This window comes from Mesorhizobium sp. M7A.F.Ca.CA.001.04.2.1 (assembly GCF_003998485.1).
Classification (GTDB): domain Bacteria; phylum Pseudomonadota; class Alphaproteobacteria; order Rhizobiales; family Rhizobiaceae; genus Mesorhizobium; species Mesorhizobium ciceri.
The window spans coordinates 1-17,319 of the sequence record NZ_RZQT01000005.1; the positions used below are offsets into that span (position 1 = coordinate 1).

Genomic DNA, 17,319 nt, shown 5'->3' on the forward strand with positions numbered 1-17,319 from the left:
GGTCAACAACTTCGGCAAGATTGAAACACTGGGCTATATCTCGCACGGCATTTTTGCGCAGTCGATCGGCGGTGGCGGTGGTGCCTCGGGTGCCGCGACCGGCGCATCGGAAGCAGACATGACAATCGGTGGCGGTGCCAGCATACCCAACGGGATTCCGATCCCGGTGGTCGGCGACCCCAACGACCCCGACAACGAGGCCGATGGTGGCAAGGTCACCGTCACCAACGATGGCGAGATCATCACACACAAGGATGGGTCATACGGCATCTTCGCCCAGTCCATCGGCGGCGGTGGCGGATATGGCGGCACGGTTTCGTCCGACTTCGCCGGGTCCGATTCCTTTGCTCTCAGCCTGGGCGGCAAGGGCGGCAACGGCGGCGATGGCGGAGATGTGAGGGTTGAGGTTTCCGGATCGATCGAAACCTTCGGTGCCCGCGCGCATGGCGTCGTGGCGCAGTCGGTCGGCGGCGGCGGCGGTGTCGGCGGCGACGCAAAAGGCAAAACCTCGAACGCGCTCGGCATCGGCGGCCTTGGCGGCAATGGCGGCGATGGTGGCAACGTGACCGTGATCCGCACCGGCACCATCACCACGCATGGTGTCGATGCGGTCGCCATCATCGCCCAGTCGGTTGGCGGCGGCGGCGGCATCGGCGGCGCCGGCTTCGGGCGCTTCGGCGCCACGGCCGATGGCGGCAGCGGCATCGACAACAACACCATCGGCTTCAACACATTTGCGGGTGCCAAGGGCAATGGCGGCACGGTGACCATCCAGCAGGACGGCGAGATCGTCACCGATGGCGAGCGGGCGCACGGCATCGTGGCCCAGGCGGTGGGCGGCGGCGGCGGCCTGGCCGGCACGCTCTCCGCCGGCGCTGCCGGTTCCGGCGGCGGCATCGGCGATGCCGCGGCGGCGACGGCGACGGCCATGAGCCAGGTCTGGGTCAAGGGTGCGAGCTCGTATGCCATGTTTGGACAGAGCGCGACCGGCATCGGCGACGCGCACGCGGTTACGCTGACCGCGGGCGACAGCCTGTTCGCGCAGGGTGCTGGTTCCGTGGCCGCCTACGGCGAAAGCACAGCCAACGGCGCGAAAGGCAATATCACCATCAATCTCAACGGTCACTACACGATTGGCGGCGCCGGAACCGGCGTTGCCGCCATGCTCGTCGGCGGCGCCAACAACGCGCTGACCAACCACAGCCTGCTCTACGCAATGGGAGCGACGCCGACATTCGAGATCCAGGCAGCGGATATCCAGGCATTCCAGACCTTCCTGTTGGCGCCCGGTCCCGTCGTGCCGACCAATGCGATCCTGGAATCGCTGCTCGACGATTTCAGTCCGCTGGCCATTACCGGCACGTCGGGTGATGACCATGTCGACAATTCGCCGCTGGGCGACACGCTGGGACGCGTCATCGGCAACATCGATCTCGGCGGCGGCAACAACAGCTTCCACAATTTTGCGGATGCCTCGATGGTCGGACTGAAAACCATCGATCTCGGCGGCGGGCTGTTCACCAATGACGGGCTCTATACCAACCAGGGCATCGGCGTGGTGGCGAAGGTGGATGTCGGCGGCGGCTTCAAACAAAACCTCTCCGGCGATTTCGTCACCGATGTGGATCTCAACAACCAGATCACGGATGCCCTGGCACTAACGGCGGCCGGTGACTTCAACGGCGAAGCGCCGCTGAATTTCCTGTCGATCGATAAGCTGTTCACGGAATATGTGGTCGCCAATGGCTCGGGGATGACCGACTCCGGCATAGCAGCGAAGACCTTGCATCCGGCAGTGGGCTTCAACTTCCAGTTCCGGGTGGATGGCGGCACCGATCTCGTTCTTTACGCCGACAACCCGACATTCCTGGAACTGGCGCAGGATCCGGGGTCCGGCACCACCGATCCCGGCGTGTTCCAGATGGCGCAGTACCTTGACGATGTCGAGGCAGCATCGACCCCGGACAACCCGATGGCCAGGCTGATCAACATGCTGCGCTTCCTGCCCAATGAAGAGGAACTGGGTGCAGCATTGACCCGGCTCACACCGCATTATGCCGTGCATACGTTCGACATGATCAACCGCGAAGCCGACATGATGCTGGAAGCGGCGCGTGAGTGTACTGGCGTGCCTGCCTACAAGAATCCCGACGGCCGCTGCGTCTGGGCAACGATCAGCCCGCAGGCCGAGTACGGCCGCGACGCGGGTGCTGGCACTACAAGCCGCGACGACGTCCTGAAGACGATGTCGCTTGGCGGCATTGGCGAGATTGGCCAGAACTGGTCGCTTGGCGCCACCATCGGCCGCACAGAGTTCGATTCCAAGATCGGCTTTGATGGCGACCTGCTGTCGGAGACCACCGGCGAGGCCTGGCAGGCCTATGCGCTGGCCAAATATACCAACAAGAATTACTTCGTGGACTTTGCACTCGGTGGCGGCACGGGCTCGTTCAAGGGCGAACGCGACACCCATATCGACCCGGCATTCTACATTCCGGGCGAAACGTTGGCGGGTGATTATCTCGACGAGGTAATGCTGCCTGGCATCGGCAGCAGCGTCACCTACACACAGAAGACCGCGATGTTCGGCGGCTCGGCGCGGTTGGGTTTCACCCGGGAGATGGGCGCCTTCTATCTGCAGCCGACAGTGCAGTTCGACGCGCGCTGGCTGCGTGTCTCAGGCACGGAGGAGGGTTCGGTCGCCGCCTTCAACTTCGATGGCTCGGCCAACACCTACTATTCTGCAACCCCTGCAATCGAGATCGGCACCGACATCGCGCTCAGCGACATTGCCAGCCTTCGCGTCTACGGCAAGGCCGGGGCGGAGTTTTCCAACAAGGAGTGGGAAATCGAAGGTCGCTTCGCGGCGGCGGAGAATCTGCCTGGCAACCCCGCATTGCACTTGACGGAGGCCGTCGATTCGCCGCTCTATCGGGTCGGCGCCGGCCTTGAACTGAATGGCGTCAATGGCGTCGGCATGTCCGTCAGATATAATGGCGCCTTCGGCGAAACGGTTAAACAGAACGCGATCAGCGCGTCTCTCAAGGTCAGCTTCTAGCTGGCCCGAGGCGGAGCCGGGCGGGAGGGGTCTTGATGAGGAAGTTCGCGTATTTCGTGGCGATGCTGGGTGTTGCCTGCACCGTCGGTGTGCCGGCCGTGGCAGCGCAAACCAAGAGCGACAAGGCGGTCGCGGCACCGGCTGCCGCCGATGCGCCGCAGTTGCCCGGTGGCGCGTCGGCACTGTCCGAAACCCACGGCGACTGGACGGTCAATTGCCAGATATCAGGCGCGACCAAAACCTGCAGCCTGTCGCATCAGCAATTCAACAAGCAAAACAATCAGCGCCTGCTGGCGATCGAGCTGTCGAGCAAGACCGGCGAGGATGCCACGGGAACGCTTGCGCTGCCGTTCGGCCTGGCGCTGGCCAAGGGGGTGAGCCTGACCATCGACGATCAGAAGCTGGACGGCAGCCTGGCGTTCAACACCTGCCAGGTCGTCGGCTGTCTGGTGCCGGTGGTGTTCGATGCGACTGTCACGCCGCTGCTGAAATCAGGCACCACGCTGAAGATCGACGCTTTCGCGGCAGACACCGGACAAGCGGTGAGCTTTTCCATTCCGCTCAACGGCTTCGCCGGCGCACTTGCCCGAACCGCGGAGCTTTTGACCAATTGATGTGAGCCGCAGGACTTAAAGCGCGCGCCGCCTGAACGCAGTCTCGCGGCAGGGCGGTGCGTCACTGCAGCAGAACATTTTTCAGTCAAACGACGATTGTTTTAAGCCGTTCGGCGATCAGGGCGGCAAGCCGAGCCGCCACTTCGTCCTTGCTCATCTCCGGCCATTCCTCGACACCGGCCTTTGACACGATCCGCACCCGGTTGCGATCGCCGCCCATCACGCCCGAAGAGCCGACGCCGCTTCCCTGCGACACGTCGTTGGCAACGATGAGATCGGCGCCTTTCTTCTTGAGCTTGGCCTCGGCGTTGCGCAGGAGATCCTGTGTCTCGGCGGCGAAGCCGATAACCAGGCCGGGTCGCTGGCTGTGATGGCCGACGCCGGCGAGAATGTCGGGATTCTCGACCATGCGCAGCACCGGCGGCCCTTCGCCCGCGACCTTCTTGATCTTCTCACCGGCCGAGTTCTCGGTGCGCCAGTCGGCCACGGCGGCGACGAACACCGCCGCATCTGCGGGCAAGAGCCGTTCCACCGCGTCGCGCATCTCCTGCGCCCGCTCGACGTGAATGGTCTTCACTCCGGGGGGATCGGCGATGCCGACAGGGCCGGAGACGAGGCGCACATCGGCGCCGAGCCTGGCCAGTGCTGCCGCGATCGCATGGCCCTGCTTGCCGGACGAGCGGTTGGCGATGTAGCGCACCGGGTCGATCGGCTCATGGGTCGGGCCGGAGGTGACGATGATCTTGCGCCCCGACAGCGGCCTGGGGCCGACATCGAGCAGCGCCTCGACCGCGGCAACGATCTCCAGCGGTTCGGCCATGCGGCCTTCGCCCGTCTCATTGCTTTCGGCCATCTCGCCCCTGGCCGGGCCGACGAAGGTGACGCCGTCCTTCTGCAGCGTCGCGCGGTTGCGGCGGGTGGGCGGATGCGCCCACATTCTGGGGTTCATGGCCGGCGCCATCAGCACCGGCTTGTCGGTGGCGACAAGCACGGTGGAGGCCAGATCGTTGGCGTGGCCGTTTGCGAGCTTCGCCATCAGGTCGGCCGTGGCGGGCGCCACCACCAGCAGATCGGCCTCGCGCGACAGCCTGATATGGCCGACATCGTGTTCGTCATTGCGGTCGAACAGCTCGGTGAAAACATGGTCGGCGGAGAGCGCGCCGACCGACAGCGTGGTGACGAATTCCTGCGCGGCCGATGTCATGACCACCCGAACCGCAGCCCCGCGCTCGCGCAGCCGGCGGATCAGATCCAGCGCTTTGTAGGCGGCGATGCCGCCGCCGATGATGAGCAGGATGCGCTTGCCGGAGAGGCTCATGCACCCTCCCAAGGATTGACTATGCTGATACCGCAATCGGAAAAGTCAGCAACATTTCTAGTCACCACCGCAAAGCCCCGCGAGCGAGCAACCGAGGCGATCTGTGCGTCAAATTCGCGTATAGGACGTCCCAGAAATCGTCTGTTCGAAACAATCTCCGCGTATGCTTCGGCTTCGCGGTCACCGAACGCGAGCACTGGGGTCTTGAGCCATTTGGTGAAAAAGGCCCCGATGACACTACCCAGTGCAGCCTTACGCGTTCCGTCCGGCATGTTCGCAAGCCCAACGAGCAGCTCTGCCTTGGTCATCGCCGTGACATATGAGCGGGTTGCGAGCGAGCTATCCATCCAGGTAGCCACCCCTGCATCCGGCCGTGGTTTGAAGGTTTCCGAGATAACATTCGTATCCAGCACGAACATGGTTAGTCAAATTTCAGTGGCTCGCGCGTAGGGCCGCGCTCCGGCAACTCGACATCGAAACCGCCATGGGGCTCAACCAGCCTACGAATCGCGGCATAGAGTGACTCTCCCCGAGGGTCTTGGTCCACACCGTCCGAAAGAACACTCTTGGCAAGAACGCTACGCGCTTCCTCTTCCATTGAGACTCCCCTCACGGCAGCTCGCTCACGCAGTTTCTGCTTCACGTTGGTGTCGAGATTGCGGATGGTAAGTGTGCTCATGTTTTTGCTCCTTACCTCAACGTAGTCCATGAAAGCGTTGCTTTCAATGATAGCAATGCCGGCACTGCTGTCACCGAGAACTCAGATCATCTTCCAGGCGATATAGACCAGCGTCAGCGCGATCACCCAGAGTGCCCAGCGGCCGGAGCGGCTGTAGCGCGCTTCGGCCTTGCCGATGGCGTGGGCAGTGGTCTCGTCGAAGCGCAGGCCATGCTCGGCCATCAGGTCGATCTCGCGCGACAGCCGGTCAGTGCGCGCCGCAAGCTCGGGCACCTGGCGGGCCAGCGTCAGCAGCGCCTTGGCGCCATCGCGCGCATCCATCATCATACCACGCGGCCCAAGATTGCCTGATATCCAGTCGCCGACCACCGGCTCGGCAGTCTTCCACATGTTGAAGGCCGGGTCGAGCGTGCGCGCCACGCCCTCGACCACCACCATGGTCTTCTGCAGCAGGATCAGTTCGGGCCGCGTCGCCATGTCGAAGAGCTCGGTAACCTCGAACAGCAGCGTCAGAAGCTTGGCCATCGAGATGGTCTCGGCCGGCTGGCCATGGATCGGCTCGCCGATCGCCCGGATCGCCTGCGCGAAGGCCGCGACATTGTGCTGGCGCGGCACATAGCCGGCCTCGAAATGGACCTCAGCGACGCGCAGATAGTCGCGCGTGATGAAGCCGTAGAGGATTTCGGCGAGGAAGCGGCGCTCCTTCTTGCCGAGCCGGCCGGCAATGCCGAGATCGACGGCAACGATGGTGCCGTTCGCCTCGACGAACAAATTGCCCGGATGCATGTCGGCGTGGAAAAATCCGTCGCGCAGCGTGTGGCGCAGGAACGACTGGATCAGGTTTGTGGCGATGGTTTTCAGATCGTGGCCCGCCGCGACCAGTCCGGCAATGTCGTTCATCTTGACGCCGTCGACCCACTCCATGGTCAACACGTCGCGGCCGGTACGCTCCCAGTCGACGGACGGCACGCGAAAGCCGGGGTCGTGCCTGGTGCTTTCACCGAGCTCCGAGAGGGCCGCCGCCTCGAGGCGAAGATCCATCTCGATCTTGGTGGTCTGAGCCAGCGTCTGGGTGACCTCGACCGGCCGCAGCCGGCGGGACGAGGGGATGTATTTCTCCTGCAGGCGAGCGGCAAGGAAATAGCTTTCAAGATCCTGGAAGAAGCGGCGGCGCACGCCGGGCCGGATCACCTTGACCGCCACCTTGGTGGCAACGCCGTCATGCATGGCATCGGCGGCATGGACCTGGGCGATGGAGGCGGCGGCGACCGGATCGCCGAATTGAGCGTAGAGATCGCCGACTTTGCGCCCGAGCGAGGCTTCGATGGCCGCTATGGCTTCGGCCTTCGGAAAGGTGTGCATCTTGTCCTGCAACATGGCGAGATCGAGCGCCATGTCGTTGCCGACGACGTCGGGCCGCGTCGCCAGGAACTGGCCGAGCTTTACATAGGAGGGACCGAGCCGGACGACCGCCTTGGCCAGCCGGTCGCTGCGCTCATAGGCCAGCGCGCGGCGGCGCGTGAACAGCCGTGCCATCCGCCAGCCGAACTTCGGCAGGCCGGACAGTTCCTCACCCGGCAGAGCGGCGACGACACCCTCGCGGACCAGCACCCAGCCGGCCCTTACGAGCCGGAATCCTGCACTGACATTGCTCATGGCAGCGCCAACCCTGCCGGCTCTTTGAACCGGCATAGCACGCGTCGATTGTGAGAAATGCGGTCCGGCCTCAAAGCTTCCAGCCCGAATGAAGTGCTGCAATACCGCCGGAATAGTTGCGGAAGGAAACGCGGTCGAAGCCGGCGCGGGAAATCATCGTCGTGAAATTCTGCTGGTTGGGAAACCTGGCGATCGATTCGACCAGATAGGAATAGGGCTCGCCGTCGCCGGTGACCATCTTGCCGATCTTTGGAATGGCGTTGAACGACCAGGCTTCATAGGCCTTGTCGAGCAGCGGCATCTCGACCTCGGAAAATTCCAGGCACAGGAAGCGCCCACCGGGCTTCAGCACGCGAAACGCTTCGCCCAAGGCCACCTCGATGCGCGGTACGTTGCGGATGCCGAAAGCGATGGTATAGGCATCGAATGTGGCATCAGGGAAGGGCAGTTCCTCGGCATTGGCCTCGACGAAATCGGTGTTGCCGGACAGGCCCTTCTTTTCGGCCCGGTCGCGGCCGACAGCCAGCATCGAGCCATTGATGTCGAGCACGGTGGCATGGGCATTGCCGTGGCTGGCATCGACGATGCGAAAGGCAATGTCGCCGGTGCCTCCGGCAACGTCGAGCACCTTCCAGCCCGCCCGTTTAGGCGGATTGAGCCAGGTGACCATGGCGTCCTTCCACAGCCGGTGCAGGCCGGCCGACATCAGATCGTTCATCAGGTCGTAGCGGTTGGCGACCTTGTGGAAAACATCGTTGACCAGGGACTGCTTGTCGCCAGCCCCTACACGCTTGAAACCATAGGAGGTTTCCATGCCGCCCGCGGCCGTGGTTCTCTCAACTGACATTTTTTTGATCCGTCATAAAACCGGCGGGACCATAGCCGATCGATGGTGCGGGCGCTATTGTTTAAGGCGCGGTGTTCAGCCGCGCTTCCAGGTGGCGGGTTTTCGAGACCTGGACGGACCGACGGGATGATTGAATGCCTTTGAAAGCGGAACTGCACTGCCACATCGAAGGGGCAGCGGCGCCCGAACTCGTCATCCGCCAGGCGCAGAAATACGGCAAGGACACCTCGCCCTATATCCAGAACGGTTCCTTCGTCTGGCACGATTTCACCTCCTTCCTGGCGGCTTATGATTTTTCCGCCGATCTGTTCCGGACCGAGGAGGACTATGCGCGGCTGGCCGACCACTATCTGACCAGCCTTGCCCGCGATGGCGCCATCTATTCCGAGGTGTTCACCTCGCCGGACCACGCTAAAAAAGCCGGCTTGTCGCCCAAGGCCTATACCGACGCGCTCGGCGAAGGCATGGCCCGCGCCAAGGCCAAGACCGGCATCGAGGGCCGCATGATCGTCACCGGCGTGCGCCATGTCGGCGTCGAGTCGATCGAGCAGGCGGCGCGCTTCGCGGCGCGCTGCGGGCATCCGCTGGTCACCGGTTTCGGCGTTGCCGGCGATGAGCGGATCGGTGATATGGAGGACTATGTCAGGGCTTTCGAGATCGCTCGCGAAGCCGGGCTCGGCATCACCATCCATGCCGGCGAACTGACGGGCTGGGAGACCGTCCAGGCGGCGCTGGATCACATCCGCCCGTCTCGCATCGGCCATGGCGTTCGCGCCATCGAGAACCCGGACCTCGTCCGGCGCATCGCCGACCAGGGTGTCGTGCTGGAATGCTGCCCCGGTTCCAACATCGCGCTCAAGGTGTTCGACAGTTTCGCCGATCATCCGTTTCCGGCCCTGCAGGCGGCAGGCTGCAAGGTGACGCTCAATTCCGACGATCCGCCCTATTTCTGGACCTCGCTCAAGCGTGAATACGATATCGCTGCCGAGCATTTCTCGATGAACGACAAGGCGCTGACCGCCGTCACCAGAACGGCCATCGAGGCCGCTTTCGTCGATAGAAAGACAAAGACGGCACTTCTTGCCCGGTTGAACAGCGCGGCACGCTGATTTCCGCCGACAAAGCTGTGGTCGGTGCGGGCCAAGCGGTTCCTTGGCCGGCGCATTGCCGCTAGGGTTCGCCCAGGCAGCTTGAAGCGCGGCGCGTCCGAAAGGGCGATGCGCGCATTTTCGGGCGCAGGCATCAGGAGAACACCATGCAGGGCGTCACCGTCGTCGACCACCCGCTTGTCCAGCACAAGCTGACCATCATGCGCAAGAAGGAAACCTCGACGGCGGGCTTTCGCCGGCTGCTGCGCGAAATCTCGCTGCTGCTCGGCTACGAGGTCACCCGCAATCTCGAACTGACGACGACGACCATCGAAACGCCGATGGAAACGATGGAAGCGCCGACGCTCGAGGGCAAGAAACTGGTCTTTGCCTCGGTGCTGCGCGCCGGCAACGGCTTGCTGGAAGGCCTGCTCGACCTGGTGCCGGCGGCGCGCGTCGCCCATGTCGGTCTCTACCGCGATCACGAAACGCTGGAGGCGGTCGAATATTTCTTCAAGGCGCCGAGCGACCTCGCCGACCGGCTGGTGATCGTCGTCGATCCGATGCTGGCCACCGCCAATTCGGCGATCGCGGCGATCGACAAGCTGAAAGAGCGTGGCGCCACCAACATCCGTTTCCTTTGCCTGCTGGCGGCGCCCGAAGGCATCGAGCGCTTCATCAAGGCGCATCCGGACGTTCCCGTCTTCACCGCTTCGATCGACCGCCAGCTCAACGAGAAGGGCTACATCATGCCCGGCCTCGGCGACGCCGGCGACCGCATGTACGGGACCAAGTAATACCAGACGAAGTCGCCTGGTACGATTTACCAAATATTTACGCAAAGGCGCGGTTTTGGCGCGCGTTAAAGCGGCAAACACCATCCGGGCTTAACGATCGGCTGTCACTACAGCGCCGCGCGTCCGTTTCGGACGCGCAAAGGACGCTGTAGCACCTTGATTTTGTGCATGAGCCTTTCCGAAAATCGTTCCCGATTTTCGGGGTCATGCGGCGAGGCCGATCCATGCTGCGCAAACTTCTGATCCTCGCCGTTTTCGCCGGTACATCGGCATCGATACCGATTGTGTATCAGTCGAATCCGCAACTCGTCGAAAACCTGCTGAGGTCGGCGGTGCCGGGCAAACAAGCGGTCGAAGCCCAGCCGAACGTCAATCTGGCATCGGTGCCCAACAAGCCCGCGGCACCGCTGCCGATGGGCCGCAAGGTCCTCGTCGCGGCAGACGAACGCGGGCATTTCTCGTCACCCTTCAAGCTCAACGGACGTCAGGTCGACGGCATGATCGACACCGGCGCCACATTGGTCGCCATCAACATTTCGACGGCACGCAGGATCGGCCTGTCGCTGAACGCTTCCGACTTCAACCGCGAGGTCAACACCGCCAACGGCACCATCAAGGCGGCCGTGGCCATGATCGACCGCCTGCAGATCGGCAGCATCACCGTCAATGACGTCCAGACCATCGTGCTCGACGACAGGGCGCTGCGCACCAATCTGATCGGCATGAGCTTCCTCAACCGGCTCGACAAATACCAGGTCGAGAACGGCACGCTGCTGCTCGTCCAGTAAGGCTATTCGTTTTCCCAAATTCCCAAGGGAAAGCGCTATGCGCTTTTTCCCGGGGAGAACCGTTTCACACTTTTCCTGGAATTGCTCTAGCCGCGCGGCAGAATCCGCCGGATGACCGACTTGTCGGCGGGCGGCTTCGAGGCGCCGACCATATAGGCCGAAAGCACGGTTGCCGCGGCGGCCTCGGCATCGGCCGATGAGCGGGCATGGATCAGCGCCAGCGGCTCGCCGATCCCAACCTCCGCACCGACCGGCAATAGTCTGGTGATGCCGACCGCAGGGTCGATCTGGCCGTCCGGCCGCGTGCGTCCACCTCCCAGGCCGACCACGGCGAGCCCGATATCGCGGGTGGCGATGCCGGTGACGAAGCCATTTGCGGTCGCCTTGACGGCAAGTTCGATCGTCGCCGCAGGCAGATATTTTTCCGGTTTCTCGATGAAATCGGCGGGGCCGCCAAGCGCGGCCACCATGCGTGCGAAAGTGGCGGCGGCGCGGCCGCTGGCGAGCGTCTCGGTGGCGCGCCGCATGCCATCCTGATTGGACGACACCAGCCCGGCCGACTGCAGCATTTCGGCGGCCAGCGCCAGCGTCACATCTTCAAGCCGACGGTCACGATACCGGCCGGTGAGGAAATCGACGGCGTTGCGCACCTCGACTGCGTTGCCGGCGGCCGACGCCAGCGGCTCGTTCATGCCGGTGATCAACGCCGAGGCCTTCAGTCCGGCGCCGTTGGCGATCTCAACCAGGCTGTTGGCTAGTGCGGTGGCGTCGCGCGATTTTTCCATGAAGGCGCCGTTGCCGACCTTGACGTCGAGCACCAGCGATTGCAGCCCGGCCGCCAGCTTCTTCGACAGGATCGAAGCGGTGATCAGTGGCACCGATTCGACCGTGCCGGAGATGTCGCGGATCGCATAGAGTCGTCGATCGGCGGGTGCGAGGTCGGCGGTCTGGCCGATGATGGCACAGCCTGTTTCGAGCACCGCCTTGCGAAACAGCGCGACATCGGGCTGGCTGACGTAGCCGGGAATGGCATCCATCTTGTCCAGCGTACCGCCGGTGTGGCCAAGGCCACGGCCCGAGATCATCGGCACATAGGCGCCGCAGGCGGCGACGATCGGCGCCAGCATCAGCGAGACATTGTCACCGACGCCGCCGGTCGAATGCTTGTCGGTGACCGGGCCTGGCAGGTCCGACCAGTCGAGCACATCGCCGGAATCGCGCATCGCCCGCGTCAGCGCCACGGCCTCGTCGCGGTTCATGCCGTTGAAGAACACCGCCATGGCGAAGGCGCCGGCCTGGCCGTCGGTAACGGCGCCTGACGTCACGCCCGCGACGAAGCCGGCGATCTCCTCCTCCGACAGCCTGAGGCCATCGCGCTTGCGGCGGATGATTTCCTGGGGAAGCATCAGATCTCCAGCAGCCCGTCGCGGAACACGCGCTGCAGGATCGTCGCCAGCCGCGCGCCGCCGACCGGCGCCATGTCCTTGGTCTCCTGGTGCGAAAGCTCGGCCCCGGTCATGCCGGCCGCCAGATTGGTGATGACCGAACAGGCGGCGACGCGCAGTCCGAGGAAGCGGGCGAGAATGACCTCCGGTACGGTCGACATGCCGACCGCATTGGCGCCCATGATGCGCGCCATGCGGATTTCGGCCGGCGTTTCGAAGCATGGGCCGGAGAACCACATATAGACGCCCTTATGCAGGGTGGTGCCGGTCGCTTTTGCCGCCCGTTCGATGGCCTGGCGGATGCCGGCATCATAGGCTTCGGTCAGGCCGACGAAACGCCGGTCGCTTGGTTCGCCGATCAGCGGGTTGGTGCCCGAGAAATTGATGTGGTCCGATATCAGCATCACCGAGCCCGGCGGCATGTCCGGATCGACCGAGCCGGCGGCATTGGTGAGGATCAGTTTCGTGATGCCGATGCCGGCAAGCACTTCCAGCACCGGCCGCATCGCCGCGGCGTTGCCGTGCTCATAGTAATGGGCACGGCCCGACAGCAGCAGCACCGGCACGCCGGCAAACAGCCCTGCCACCACTTCGCCGGCGTGCCCGGTGACACCGCTTCTGGGAAAGCCGGGCAGGTCGGCATAGGAGATGCGGATCGGGTCCTCGATCTGGTCGACCAGACCGCCGAGGCCCGAGCCGAGCACCAGTGCCGTGGCCGGCGCCAGGCCGTCCAGCCTTTCGACGAGATGATCCAGGGCTTTTTCCGTCATCGTTGCCAGCTGTTCATTTGAGCCTGTTGCTCATTTCAAAATATCGCCGCGGAAGCCGTAAGGCAGCATGTCGCCCATGGTCACGGTTTCGGCCACACCCGCATTGTCGCAGAGATAGAGCTTTGTTTCCGGCCGGCAGAATTCGGCAAGCCGCTGGCGGCAGCCGCCGCAAGGCGAGCATTTGGCCATGCGTTCGGCTAGGACGGCGATTTCCACGATCTTGCCGCCGCCGCCCATAATGTAGTGGCCGAGCGCCGTGGTCTCGGCGCACCAGCCTTCCGGATAGGAGGCGACTTCGATGTTGGCGCCGGTAAAGACGCGACCGTCCTCGGTGCGCAGGGCAGCGCCGACCGGAAACTTAGAATAGGGCGCGTAGGCCTTGGCCATGGCGGCCTTGGCGGCCTCGAACAGATCATGCGACATTCAGCGTTCTCTCCGATGATCGTGTTCAAAACCCGGCGCAAAGCCGACCCGTCGCTCAACGTTCCTTGACGTAAGGCACGCCGCCGGCGCGTGGCGGAATGGCCTTGCCGATGAAGCCGGCGAGCAGGATGACGGTGAGGATGTAGGGCAACGCCTGCATGAACTGCGCCGGCACCTTGCCGATGATGGGCAGCGGGGATCCCTGCAGGCGGATCGACGCAGCGTCCAGGAAGCCAAACAGCAGGCAGGCGAACATGGCGTTGACCGGCTTCCACTTGGCGAAGATCAAGGCTGCCAGCGCGATATAGCCCTTGCCGGCAGTCATGTCCTTCACGAAGCCGCCATTTTGCACCATCGACAGGTAGGCGCCGGCAATGCCGGTGAGGATGCCGGTGCAGATCAGCGCCCGGTAGCGCAGCCAGGCGACCGAGATGCCGGCGGTGTCGACGGCGGCCGGGTTCTCGCCGACGGCGCGAAGGCGCAGGCCGAAGCGGGTGCGAAACAGCACCCACCAGGTGAACGGCACCATCAGGAAGGCAAGATAGACCAGGATCGAGTGGCCCGACAGGAGTTCGGCATAGACCGGTCCGATGATCGGCACGTCGCGGATGGCCTCGGCGCCCGGCAAGGTGATGGCCTCGAAGCGCTCGCCCGGTTGCAGCGCCGGCGTGCGCCCGCCCTGCTGGAACCAGGCCTGGCCGAGGATGATGGTCGAGCCGGCGGCGATGAAATTAATCGCCACGCCGGAGACGATCTGGTTGCCGCGATGAGTGATCGAGGCAAAGCCGTGGATCATGGCGAAGGCGACCGAGATCACGACCGCCATGCCGAGGCCGAGAAAGGCCGAATGGAACACGGAAGCTGCGGCCGCTCCGGCGAAGGCGCCGACAAGCATCTTGCCTTCGAGGCCGATGTCGAAGATGCCGGCGCGTTCCGAATAGAGCCCGGCGAGGCAAGCAAGCAGCAGCGGCACCGAGAGGCGGATGGTGGAGTCCAGTGTCTGGATGATCGCGTTGAACACATCCATCTCAGGCACCTTTCCCCTTGACCGCTTCCATGCCGACCGATCGCGGACTGAACGAGGCAAACAGCGCCTGGATGTAGGGCCGGAACATGTGCTCGAGGGCACCGGCAAACAGGATCACCAGGCCTTGAATGATGACGATCATGTCGCGGCTGATTGCCGGCATCTCGAAGGCGAGTTCGGCGCCGCCCTGGTAGAGCATGCCGAACAGGACCGCCGCCAATACGATGCCGACAGGGTGCAGGCGGCCCATCAGCGCCACGGCGATGCCGACGAAGCCGGCGCCGGAAACGAAGTCGATGGCGACATTGTGCTGATCGCCCATCACCGGATTGAGCGCCATCATGCCGGCCAGTGCGCCCGAGATCATCATGGCGGTGATGATGATGCGGGTTTCGGAAATGCCGGCATAGCGTGCCGCCTTCGGGCTGTGACCGTAGGTGCGCATCTCGTAGCCGAGCTTGGTGCGCCAGATCAGCAGCCAGACCAGGAAGGCCATGACCAGCGCCAGCAGGAAGGTGACGTTGAGCGGCGCCGAACGGATCTTGGCGCCGAACAGCTCGATGATCCAGTTGAGTTTGGGCAGTTCCGCGCCGGCGAGGAAGTTGCGCGTCTGCGGCGCTTGCGAGGCGGCTGGCTTCAACGGGCCGACCAGCAGGTAAACCATGATCGAGGCGGCGATGAAGTTGAACATGATGGTGGTGATGACGATGTGCGAGCCGCGCTTGGCCTGCAGATAGGCCGGGATAAGCGCCCACAATGCGCCCACCGCCGCCGCAGCAATGATCGCCAGCGGGAAGGTCAGCCACCATGGCAGTGTACTGTCGAAGCTCAGGCAGACGATGGCGATGCCAAGGCCGGCGATGTAGGCCTGCCCCTCGGTGCCGATGTTGAACAGGCCGCAATGCGCCGCCACCGCCACCGAAAGCCCGGTGAAGATGAAGGTGGTGGCATAAAACAGGGTGAAGGCGATGCCTGTGCCTTTGCCGAAGGCGCCTTCGACCAGGATGACGGCGGCGCGCAACGGATTCTCACCGACCAGAAGCACGACGAAGCCGGCGACGACGAAGGCGACGAACAGATTGATCAGCGGGATCAGGCCATAGTCGGCCCAGGCCGGCAGTTTGGCGTAAGGCGTGCTCATTGCGCGGCCTCCTGGTGCTCGATGCCGGCCATCAGCAGGCCGAGCTCGCCCTCGGTCGCTTCCGGACCGCGCTCGCCGACGATGCGGCCGGCAAACATCACCAGGATACGGTCGGACAGCGAACGGATCTCGTCCAGCTCGACCGACACCACCAGCACCGCCTTGCCCTGGTCGCGCATGGCGATCAGGCGCTTGTGGATGAACTCGATGGCGCCGACATCGACGCCGCGTGTCGGCTGGCCGACGATCAGCACGCCCGGGTCCTGTTCCATCTCCCGTGCCAGCACGATCTTCTGCTGGTTGCCGCCGGAGAAATTGGCGGTCTTCAGCCGGCAGTCGGCCGGGCGGATGTCGTATTTGGCGATCTTGTCCCTGGCATCGTTGCGGATGGCATCGATGTTGAGGAACGGCCCCTTCAAATAGCGGGGATCATCGTGATAGCCGAGGATCGAATTCTCGTTCTCCTCGAAGGCCAGCACCAGCCCGACGTGATGGCGGTCCTCCGGCACATGCGCCAGGCCACGGTCGCGCAACTCTCCGGGGTCGGCGGCACCGGTCAGGTCGATCGGCTTGCCATCCAGCATGACCGAGCCGGAAACGGCACGCCTGATGCCGGAAATCGCCTCGAGCAGTTCGGATTGTCCGTTGCCGGCGACACCGGCGATGCCGACGATCTCGCCGGCCCTGATATCGAAGGAGATGTCGTCGACCATGGTGACGCCGCGCGTATCCCTGACCGTCAGGTTCTTGACTGCGAGCTTGACGGCGCCGGCCTCTGCCTCGCCCTTCTCGACCCGCAAGAGCACGCGCCGGCCGACCATCAGCTCGGCCAGTTCCTCGACAGTCGTTTTCCTGGTCTCGCGGGTTGCCACCATCGTGCCCTGGCGCATGACCGACACCGTGTCGGTGATGGCCATGATCTCGCGCAGTTTGTGGGTGATCAGCACCACCGTCTTGCCCTGGTCCTTCAACTGCCGAAGGATGCGGAACAGATGGTCGGCCTCGGCCGGCGTCAAAACGCCCGTCGGTTCGTCGAGGATCAGGATCTCGGCGCCGCGATAGAGCGCCTTCAGGATTTCGACACGCTGCTGCAGGCCGACCGGCAGTTCCTCGATGATTGCATCGGGATCGACTTCCAGCCCGTATTCACGCTCCAGCCGCTCCAGTTCGGAGCGCGCCTTGGCGATGCTCTTCTTCAAGAGCGCATCGCTTTCGGCGCCGAGGATGACGTTCTCCAGCACCGTGAAATTGTCGACCAGCATGAAGTGCTGATGCACCATGCCGATGCCGAGCGCGATGGCGTCATTGGGGGTCTTGATCGAAGCCGGCTGGCCGCCAACGCGGATCTCGCCGCTGTCGGCCTGGTAGAAGCCGTAGAGGATCGACATCAGCGTCGACTTGCCAGCGCCGTTCTCGCCGACAATGCCGTGGATCGTGCCGCGACCGATCTCAAGATTGATGTCCCGGTTGGCGCGCACCGCACCAAAACTCTTGTTGATGCCGATCAACTCGATTGCGGCTTGCGCCATGCAGCCTGTCCCACTCTTATTTTTTTATCGCTTGGTCAAAACGCCTAGCATGACGCTCCGCCCGTGCCAATTGGCGGAGCAGGTTCACTCTCGACAAATCCCGGTGCGCTTGTCAATTTGCAACGTGGCCGGGGCCTTC

At 63.7% G+C, this 17,319-nt stretch carries 16 protein-coding genes; 5 read left to right on the forward strand and 11 right to left on the reverse strand.

Annotation, left to right across the window (positions count from 1 at the left end; all coding sequences use genetic code 11):
- On the forward strand, nucleotides 1–3,058 hold a 3,058-nt coding region (locus tag EN955_RS02835), incomplete at its 5' end, for an autotransporter outer membrane beta-barrel domain-containing protein (RefSeq protein WP_164769868.1).
- A gap of 35 nt (nucleotides 3,059–3,093) precedes the next feature.
- Complete coding sequence (locus EN955_RS02840; RefSeq protein WP_024502803.1) at nucleotides 3,094–3,672, forward strand: invasion associated locus B family protein; 579 nt, start codon at nucleotides 3,094–3,096, stop codon at nucleotides 3,670–3,672.
- An 85-nt stretch (nucleotides 3,673–3,757) separates the two neighbouring features.
- On the opposite strand, the gene coaBC is transcribed toward EN955_RS02840, so the two are convergent.
- The 5 genes from coaBC to ubiE all read right to left on the reverse strand — a co-directional run bounded on the left by coaBC (nucleotide 3,758) and on the right by ubiE (nucleotide 8,172).
- Nucleotides 3,758–4,990: a bifunctional phosphopantothenoylcysteine decarboxylase/phosphopantothenate--cysteine ligase CoaBC gene (gene coaBC, locus EN955_RS02845; protein ID WP_127223394.1), complete on the reverse strand. Its 1,233-nt coding sequence runs from the start codon at nucleotides 4,988–4,990 to the stop codon at nucleotides 3,758–3,760.
- The gene (locus EN955_RS02850) at nucleotides 4,987–5,409 is read right to left on the reverse strand and encodes a type II toxin-antitoxin system VapC family toxin (protein WP_024502801.1); all 423 of its coding nucleotides are present in this window, start codon (nucleotides 5,407–5,409) and stop codon (nucleotides 4,987–4,989) included. Before EN955_RS02850 ends, coaBC begins: the two co-directional genes overlap by 4 nt.
- 2 nt (nucleotides 5,410–5,411) lie before the next feature.
- Complete coding sequence (locus EN955_RS02855) at nucleotides 5,412–5,669, reverse strand: plasmid stability protein (protein WP_013529622.1); 258 nt, start codon at nucleotides 5,667–5,669, stop codon at nucleotides 5,412–5,414.
- An 81-nt stretch (nucleotides 5,670–5,750) separates the two neighbouring features.
- Complete coding sequence (gene ubiB / locus EN955_RS02860) at nucleotides 5,751–7,325, reverse strand: 2-polyprenylphenol 6-hydroxylase (protein ID WP_024502800.1); 1,575 nt, start codon at nucleotides 7,323–7,325, stop codon at nucleotides 5,751–5,753.
- Nucleotides 7,326–7,395: 70 nt separating this feature from the next.
- The gene (gene ubiE, locus EN955_RS02865; RefSeq protein ID WP_024502799.1) at nucleotides 7,396–8,172 is read right to left on the reverse strand and encodes a bifunctional demethylmenaquinone methyltransferase/2-methoxy-6-polyprenyl-1,4-benzoquinol methylase UbiE; all 777 of its coding nucleotides are present in this window, start codon (nucleotides 8,170–8,172) and stop codon (nucleotides 7,396–7,398) included.
- Between the two features lie 134 nt (nucleotides 8,173–8,306).
- Between ubiE and EN955_RS02870 the strand changes: the two genes are divergently transcribed.
- The 3 genes from EN955_RS02870 (at nucleotide 8,307) to EN955_RS02885 (ending at nucleotide 10,845) form a co-directional block, all read left to right on the forward strand.
- Entirely contained in the window at nucleotides 8,307–9,281 is a 975-nt protein-coding gene (locus EN955_RS02870) for an adenosine deaminase (RefSeq protein WP_024502798.1), read from the forward strand.
- 146 nt (nucleotides 9,282–9,427) lie between these two features.
- Nucleotides 9,428–10,057, forward strand: coding sequence for a uracil phosphoribosyltransferase (upp, locus tag EN955_RS02875; protein ID WP_013529626.1), 630 nt, complete (start codon nucleotides 9,428–9,430; stop codon nucleotides 10,055–10,057).
- A gap of 224 nt (nucleotides 10,058–10,281) precedes the next feature.
- Complete coding sequence (locus EN955_RS02885) at nucleotides 10,282–10,845, forward strand: TIGR02281 family clan AA aspartic protease (protein WP_024502797.1); 564 nt, start codon at nucleotides 10,282–10,284, stop codon at nucleotides 10,843–10,845.
- A gap of 86 nt (nucleotides 10,846–10,931) precedes the next feature.
- Here EN955_RS02885 and deoA read toward each other — a convergent pair whose 3' ends face one another.
- The 6 genes from deoA to EN955_RS02915 are packed head-to-tail and all read right to left on the reverse strand — an operon-like array spanning nucleotide 10,932 to nucleotide 17,180.
- Nucleotides 10,932–12,251: a thymidine phosphorylase gene (gene deoA / locus EN955_RS02890; protein ID WP_024502796.1), complete on the reverse strand. Its 1,320-nt coding sequence runs from the start codon at nucleotides 12,249–12,251 to the stop codon at nucleotides 10,932–10,934.
- A complete protein-coding gene (locus EN955_RS02895; protein ID WP_024502795.1) occupies nucleotides 12,251–13,060 on the reverse strand; it encodes a purine-nucleoside phosphorylase in 810 nt (269 codons plus the stop codon). Before EN955_RS02895 ends, deoA begins: the two co-directional genes overlap by 1 nt.
- Before the next feature lie 30 nt (nucleotides 13,061–13,090).
- The gene (cdd, locus tag EN955_RS02900) at nucleotides 13,091–13,483 is read right to left on the reverse strand and encodes a cytidine deaminase (protein WP_013529630.1); all 393 of its coding nucleotides are present in this window, start codon (nucleotides 13,481–13,483) and stop codon (nucleotides 13,091–13,093) included.
- A 55-nt stretch (nucleotides 13,484–13,538) separates the two neighbouring features.
- On the reverse strand, nucleotides 13,539–14,510 hold the full coding sequence (locus EN955_RS02905) for an ABC transporter permease (protein WP_024502794.1): 972 nt from the start codon (nucleotides 14,508–14,510) through the stop codon (nucleotides 13,539–13,541).
- 1 nt (nucleotide 14,511) lies between these two features.
- Complete coding sequence (locus EN955_RS02910; RefSeq protein ID WP_024502793.1) at nucleotides 14,512–15,651, reverse strand: ABC transporter permease; 1,140 nt, start codon at nucleotides 15,649–15,651, stop codon at nucleotides 14,512–14,514.
- Complete coding sequence (locus EN955_RS02915; protein WP_024502792.1) at nucleotides 15,648–17,180, reverse strand: ABC transporter ATP-binding protein; 1,533 nt, start codon at nucleotides 17,178–17,180, stop codon at nucleotides 15,648–15,650. Before EN955_RS02915 ends, EN955_RS02910 begins: the two co-directional genes overlap by 4 nt.
- Nucleotides 17,181–17,319 lie beyond the last annotated feature (139 nt).